The 6,821-nt window shown below is 35.4% G+C and carries 5 protein-coding genes and 1 pseudogene (1 of these 6 cut by a window edge); 4 read left to right on the top strand and 2 right to left on the bottom strand.

Features of this window, described 5'->3' with window-relative positions:
* Both ACNDLV_RS00710 and ACNDLV_RS00705 read right to left on the bottom strand, forming a co-directional pair.
* Positions 1-755 (bottom strand): annotated as a pseudogene (locus ACNDLV_RS00710) (YfhO family protein) (its annotated part extends 662 nt beyond the left edge of the window); the annotation flags it as partial.
* Between the two features lie 127 nt (positions 756-882).
* On the bottom strand, positions 883-2,793 hold the full coding sequence (locus ACNDLV_RS00705; RefSeq protein ID WP_006586345.1) for an ABC-F family ATP-binding cassette domain-containing protein: 1,911 nt from the start codon (positions 2,791-2,793) through the stop codon (positions 883-885).
* 173 nt (positions 2,794-2,966) lie between these two features.
* On the opposite strand from ACNDLV_RS00705, the gene ACNDLV_RS00700 reads away from it, so the two are divergent.
* The 4 genes from ACNDLV_RS00700 to ACNDLV_RS00685 all read left to right on the top strand — a co-directional run bounded on the left by ACNDLV_RS00700 (position 2,967) and on the right by ACNDLV_RS00685 (position 6,710).
* Complete coding sequence (locus ACNDLV_RS00700; protein WP_022091323.1) at positions 2,967-3,608, top strand: redox-sensing transcriptional repressor Rex; 642 nt, start codon at positions 2,967-2,969, stop codon at positions 3,606-3,608.
* Positions 3,609-3,792: 184 nt separating this feature from the next.
* The gene (groES, locus tag ACNDLV_RS00695; protein ID WP_022091322.1) at positions 3,793-4,077 is read left to right on the top strand and encodes a co-chaperone GroES; all 285 of its coding nucleotides are present in this window, start codon (positions 3,793-3,795) and stop codon (positions 4,075-4,077) included.
* Between the two features lie 27 nt (positions 4,078-4,104).
* Positions 4,105-5,730, top strand: coding sequence for a chaperonin GroEL (groL, locus tag ACNDLV_RS00690; RefSeq protein ID WP_006586348.1), 1,626 nt, complete (start codon positions 4,105-4,107; stop codon positions 5,728-5,730).
* Positions 5,731-5,852: 122 nt separating this feature from the next.
* The gene (locus ACNDLV_RS00685) at positions 5,853-6,710 is read left to right on the top strand and encodes an Rpn family recombination-promoting nuclease/putative transposase (protein WP_006586349.1); all 858 of its coding nucleotides are present in this window, start codon (positions 5,853-5,855) and stop codon (positions 6,708-6,710) included.
* Positions 6,711-6,821: the final 111 nt, after the last annotated feature.

The following is a 6,821-nucleotide window of genomic DNA, read 5'->3' as shown; positions in this document are numbered from 1 at the left end:
TTGTTTTCTAATAAGTTAAAAGCAGTAGGAGCAATACTAAAAGCAGCTAAAGCACCAGCTGTTAAAGAAGCAATACTAAAGTAAAGGCTGTTTCTTAGTAAGTTTTTCCAATTTGAATAATTTAAATATGATTGGTAAATAAAGAAGCCAACTAAGAATAAACAAACCATGAAAGCTGTGTAGTAGTTAGCGACAATCGTAATTGCAAGAAGCAAAATATAAGGGAAACTAAAATGGCCTTTGCTTAATTGAGTCACAAAAACAACTAATAAAGGTAAAAACGCAATGGCATCAAGCCACATTAAGTTACCAATATAAGTAATTACGTATGAAGAAAGGGCATAAGCGACAGCTAAACTAATTGCCCAAGGGTCAGCTAAATGATGGAGCTTTTTTGACATCCAACAAAAACTAGCACTAGCGACCATAACCTTTAATAAGATTATGATGTATAAAGCTTGTGGTAAAAACTTAGTAGGGAAAAGTAAAGCAATGAAGTTAAAAGGACTAAGAAGATAGTAACCCCAATTACCAGCAGTATTACCACCTAAGCCATTAGAAAAGCTAAACGAAATACTAGAAAAATCGTGAAGTAAAGTATGTTGGAAATAAGCAAAAAAGGAGATATATTGGTCAATCAAATCACCAGAGTGAATAGTTCCACCCATTAGGAAATTAGTACCGCCAATCCAACTAGCGATAAAAAATATAAGACCAGCAAGAAAGCCGGCAAAAATCCAAGTTCTTTTTTTCATAAAATAAAAACCTCTAAAGTAATGAAAATATACTAATCCATTCTAACATGGAAGTAATAGCTTTTATATGAGGAGTTTTAAGGTATATAAAAAGCCATACTCTTAGTAATGGAGTATGGCCTTTTCTTTATCCAAAATTATCTAAATCGTTAACAGCTTGTTCCCAATCATTAGTAGCTTGATCAAGTTCAGCTTGAACTTTTGATAAATCTTCTTGCAATGGCCCTAACTTATCAAAATTAGAAGCAATTTCAGGATTTGCCATTTCAGTTTGAATATCTGCTTCTTTTTGCTCTAATTCATCAATTTTAGCTTCTAAATCATCAACTGTTCTTTGTAATTTTCGCTTTTGTGAATCAAGCTTTTTTTGTTCTTGATAAGATAACTTGTTTTCACTAACTTTTGTTTCAGTTTTAGTGACTTGTTCAGGTAGTTGATTTACAGGCTTATTTTTTTCTCCTAAATAATATTCGTAATTACCTTCATATAATTTTGCGTGACCAGTTCTAACTGAAATAATCTTATTTGCTAGTTGGTTAATAAAGTACCGGTCATGAGATACGAATAAAAGTGTACCATCAAATTTACTTAGAGCCTGTTCAAGAACTTCTTTTGCTTCAATATCTAAGTGGTTAGTAGGTTCGTCCATGATTAAGAAATTATCATGTTCTAAGGCTAAAACGGTTAATGTTAATCTAGCTCGCTGCCCACCTGATAATTGGCCAACCACCTTGTCAATATCTTTAGCGGTAAAAAGAAAACTAGCTAAAATCGAACGAACATCTTTTTCAGGCATTGATTTATGGCGATCCCAGATAGTATCAATAACAGTCTTTTTGTAATCTAGTCCTTGTAATTCTTGATCGTAGTAACCAATATCTAAACTAGCACCATACTTAATGGACCCTGATTTAACCGCTAGTTTTTTCATAATAGTCTTGAGTAAAGTGGATTTACCAATTCCATTAGGCCCAATAATAGCTACTCGATCTCCTTTATTGACTTGGAAAGAAATATCACTAACCATAGTTTTATCAGGATAGCCAATAGTTAAATCTTGAGCAATTAGAACTTCTTTTCCAGAAGGACGATCAGCCTTAAAATTAATCCGCACTTTGTTACTGTGCTTTGGTGGATCAATTCGATCCATTTTTTCTAGTTGCTTACGGCGACTTTGAGCCCGCTTGGTAGTCGTAGCACGAACAATATTTTTCTGAATAAATTCTTCGGTTTTCTTGATTTCTTCTTGTTGCTTCTCATAAGCAGCTTCTTGTTGAGCATCTCGTAATTTGCGTTCAGCTAAGTAGTGAGTGTAGTCTCCTTTAAAAATAGTCAACTTACCATAACGCATTTCAAAAATTTGCGTTGCAAGATGGTCTAAGAAGTATTGATCGTGAGATACAGTCAAAATAGCTCCATCATAATTTTTCAAAAATCCTTCGAGCCAATCTAAAGTATCTAAGTCAAGATAGTTGGTTGGTTCATCAAGCAAAAGTAAGTCGGGCTTTTTAAGAAGTAATTTAACAAAACTTAGTCTTGTTTTTTCACCACCAGATAGTGAGCTGATTTTCTTGGTCCAAGTGTTTTCTTTAAAATTGAAACCATTTAAGACACTTTTTATATCAGCTTGATAGGTATAACCACCATTTTGTTCAAAGTCAAATTGCATTTGATCATAACGCTTAAGCAAGTCACTATCTTCTGGATTATCAGCAATTTGTTCTTGCATTTTGGTTAAAGTTTCGCCTTGCTTGATAAGTGGTGCAAAAACAGTAATCATTTCGTCCCAGATGCTTTTATCTTCATCTAAGGCATTTTCCTGGGCGATATATCCAACATCAATATCTTTGTTAACTGTAAATTCACCTTTAGTTGATTCTTCTTCTCCAGTCATAATTTTGAGAAGAGTGGTTTTCCCGACCCCATTTGGTCCTACTAGACCAATTCGGGCATTATTTTCAATTGAAAAATTAATATCTTTAAATAAAGTTGTTGCCCCAAATTGTTTTTCAAGGGCATGTCCTTGTGCAATAATCATATAATTCACCTGTGCAATATTTTACCATAGGAAATGTGAAGATTTCACTTACTTGTTGCTATTAGGATTAAATTTGTGAAAATATTACTTGCATATGAACCATAAGTGTATGTATCATATTCATGATTGAAAAAATTTCACATTCACAAACTTGAATGAAGAAGGGTTCTTTGATGGATAAAATAAAAATTCCAAAGGCAACTGCACGTAGATTGCCACTTTATTATCGTTACTTAATTTTATTAAATGAGGAAGGAAAAGAAAAAGTATCCTCAACTGAACTCTCAGAAGCAGTTCAAGTTGATAGTGCTTCTATTAGACGTGATTTTTCATATTTTGGCGCATTAGGTAAGCGTGGCTATGGTTATGATGTCAAAAGTTTACTGGGATTTTTTAAAAAAATCTTGAATCAAGATACTTTGACTAATGTTGCCCTAATAGGAGTAGGGAATTTGGGGCATGCCTTACTTAATTATAACTTTAAACGTAGTAATAATATTAGAATCTCTTGTGCATTTGATATCAATTCTGATTTAACTGGAAAGATTGTTAGTGGTGTTCCGGTTTATGATATGAAAGACATGATTGAACAAATTAGAGAGCAACAAATTACAATTGCAATCTTAACAGTTCCTCAAATAAATGCCCAAAAAACAGCTAATGAAATTGTTGAAGCAGGAGTTAGAGGAATTATGAATTTTACACCTGTTCGACTATCAGCTCCTGCAGGTGTTCGAATTCAAAATGTTGATTTAGCAACAGAATTACAAACTTTGGTTTACTTTTTAGAATCTGATAAAAAAATTGAAGATTAGAGTAAAGCATTAGTATTGCTTACTTAATTTATACGAATAGCACCTTTTTAGCACTCGAAGCAAAAAGGTGCTATTTTTTGCTTGCATCGAGGAGAAAAACATATTATTATAAGCATTGTAAGTTAGCACTTAGAAATAAAGAGTGCTAAAAATTAAATTGATAGTTAATATAGGAGGGACAAACGTGTTACAACCTATTGGTGATCGCGTGATCGTAAAAGTAAAAAAAGAAGAAGAAGAAACTGTTGGCGGTATCGTCCTTGCTTCAAATGCTAAAGAAAAGCCAACTGAAGGTGAAGTTGTTGCAGTAGGTAGTGGCTTAGTTACCAGTGAAGGTAAAGTTTTACCAATGACTGTTAAGGAAGGCGACCGTGTAGTTTACGACAAGTACTCTGGCACTAATGTTAAGTATGACGGAGAAGAATACTTGGTCCTTCATGAAAAAGACATTTTAGCAATTGTAAAATAATTCTGAAATAAAGGAAGTAATTTTATTATGGCAAAAGACATTAAATTTGATGAAAAAGCTAGACGCTCACTATTAAAGGGTGTTGATAAGTTAGCTGATACTGTTAAGACAACCTTAGGACCTAAGGGACGTAACGTAGTGCTTGAAAAGAGTTATGGTGCACCAGAAATTACTAACGACGGTGTAACTATTGCTAAGGCAATTGAATTGAAAGACCACTTCGAAAACATGGGTGCTAAGCTTGTTAGCGAAGTTGCACAAAAGACTAATGATATTGCTGGTGACGGTACTACTACTGCTACTGTTTTAACTCAAGCTATCGTTAATGAAGGTATGAAGAACGTAACTGCCGGTGCTAACCCTGTTGGTATTCGTCGTGGTATTGAAAAGGCTACTAAGGCTGCAGTTGATGAATTGCATAAGATTAGCCACAAGGTTTCTGGCCGTGACGAAATTGCACAAGTAGCTAGCGTATCAAGTGCTTCAGAAGAAGTAGGTAACTTGATTGCTGATGCTATGGAAAAGGTTGGCCATGATGGTGTTATCTCAATTGAAGAATCAAAGGGTGTTAACACTGAACTTTCAGTAGTTGAAGGTATGCAATTTGACCGTGGTTACCTTTCACAATACATGGTAACTGACAACGACAAGATGGAAGCTGATCTTGATAATCCATACATCTTGATTACTGATAAGAAGATTTCTAACATTCAAGATATCTTGCCATTATTACAAGAAATTGTTCAACAAGGTAAGTCATTACTTATTATTGCTGATGATGTTGAAGGTGAAGCATTACCAACTCTTGTTTTGAACAAGATTCGTGGTACTTTCAACGTTGTTGCAGTTAAGGCTCCTGGCTTTGGTGACCGTCGTAAGGCTCAATTACAAGATATTGCAGCTTTAACTGGTGGTACTGTTATTACTGAAGATTTAGGCTTAGAACTTAAGGACACTAAAATTGATCAATTAGGTCAAGCTGGCAAGGTTACTGTAACTAAGGACTCAACTACTATTGTTGAAGGTGGTGGCACTAAGGAAGCCATTGCTGAAAGAGTTGACTCAATTAGAAAAGAAATTGAAAACTCAACTAGTGACTTTGACAAGGAAAAGTTGCAAGAACGTCTTGCTAAGCTTGCTGGTGGTGTTGCAGTAATCAAGGTTGGTGCTGCTACTGAAACTGAATTGAAGGAACGTAAGTACAGAATTGAAGATGCCTTGAACTCAACTCGTGCCGCAGTTGAAGAAGGTTATGTTGCTGGTGGTGGTACTGCTTTAGTAGATGTTAAGAAGGCAATCACTAAGCTTACTAGCGACAATGAAGATGAACAAACTGGTATTAACATTGTGTTACGTGCTCTTAGCGCACCAGTTCGTCAAATTGCTGAAAACGCTGGTAAAGATGGCTCAGTTATCTTAGACCACTTAATGAGTGCTGACCCAGAAGTTGGTTACAACGCTGCAACTGACAAGTGGGAAAACATGGTTAAGGCCGGCATTATCGACCCAACCAAGGTAACTCGTTCAGCATTACAAAATGCGGCATCAATCGCTGCATTACTTTTGACTACTGAAGCAGTAGTTGCTGAAATCCCAGAAGAAAAGCCAGCTGCACCTGCTAACCCAGCTGCAGGTATGGGCGGCATGATGTAAAAAGCGTAAATTAGCTTTCAAGCTCTAGAACAACTATGTTCTAGGGCTTTTTTATTTTGTAAATTAAAACCTCCCATTTTTTCGTATTTTATATTGTACGAAAAATATAGGAGGAAATTACCATGTTTGAAGACCAAAAGTTTTATGGTTTCACAAATGATGAAATCTTTGGTAGTATTATGCAAAATAAACGCTTTTGTAAGGCGATTATTCAAGCGGCACTACCTGATGTGAATGTTGTGTCTGTAGAAAGTATCGATGCGCAAAAAGAGCTAGGGACTAAGTCGGATAAAATTAGTAAATCTGTCAGACTCGATATTGCGGTTAAAGACAAAGCAGGTAACTTGTATGACGTGGAAATGCAGGTTAATAACAATCATGACATTGGACCACGAATGCGGTATTATCAATCCTCGATGGATCGGGATACTTTGGATCGAGGCGAACCGTACACTTCATTGTCTAGAACGTATCTGATATTCTTGTGTGCTTTTGATCCATTCGGTAAGGGAAAGCTGCGCTATAGTTTTCACTTGTATGATGATGAAAATAAAAGTATTCAGCTTAAAAACAATGCTGAAAATATTATCATTAATTCAAAAGGTAGTGGCAGCGAAGATGTCGATTTGTTAAATCTCCAAAAACTAATGAACGATGATAAAATAGAATCAAAAGGAATCTTTAAAGAGATTCAGAACAAAATCCAAGAATATAATGATGATCCGAAAAGGAGAAATCTTATGAGAACAGCAGAATTACGGATGAAGGAAGAAACAGCAGTAGCGGAAAAAAGAGGTATTGAGAGAGGTCGCGAAAAAGGCGACAAGAATACGGTGAAGGCTCTTACGTTGACCATTAAAGAAATGAGACCAGAGACTAACGAAACAGATGTGTTTAAGCAAATTAAGAAAACTGTTGGTCCAGACTTCAGCTTAAGTGACTCAGACATCCAAGCAATAATCCACCAGAATATGAAATAAACTTGTCAGGGAGAAATCTTATGAGAACAGCCAAGAAATAAAGATAGCTGAAAAATATTCTCAAAATAAAAGTGCTGGTAAGTTAGCTCAGGCTGATATACCAGCTTTTTG

This window comes from Lactobacillus fornicalis (assembly GCF_055362665.1).
This window is presented reverse-complemented; position numbering and strand designations above follow the sequence as displayed.

Bases quoted from the DNA above. Each gene is read 5' to 3' on its own strand.
- ACNDLV_RS00685 (WP_006586349.1), top strand. From the start codon at position 5,853: ATGTTTGAAGACCAAAAGTTTTATGGTTTCACAAATGATGAAATCTTT.
- ACNDLV_RS00705 (WP_006586345.1), bottom strand. From the start codon at position 2,793: ATGATTATTGCACAAGGACATGCCCTTGAAAAACAATTTGGGGCAACA.
- groL (WP_006586348.1), top strand. From the start codon at position 4,105: ATGGCAAAAGACATTAAATTTGATGAAAAAGCTAGACGCTCACTATTA.
- ACNDLV_RS00700 (WP_022091323.1), top strand. From the start codon at position 2,967: ATGGATAAAATAAAAATTCCAAAGGCAACTGCACGTAGATTGCCACTT.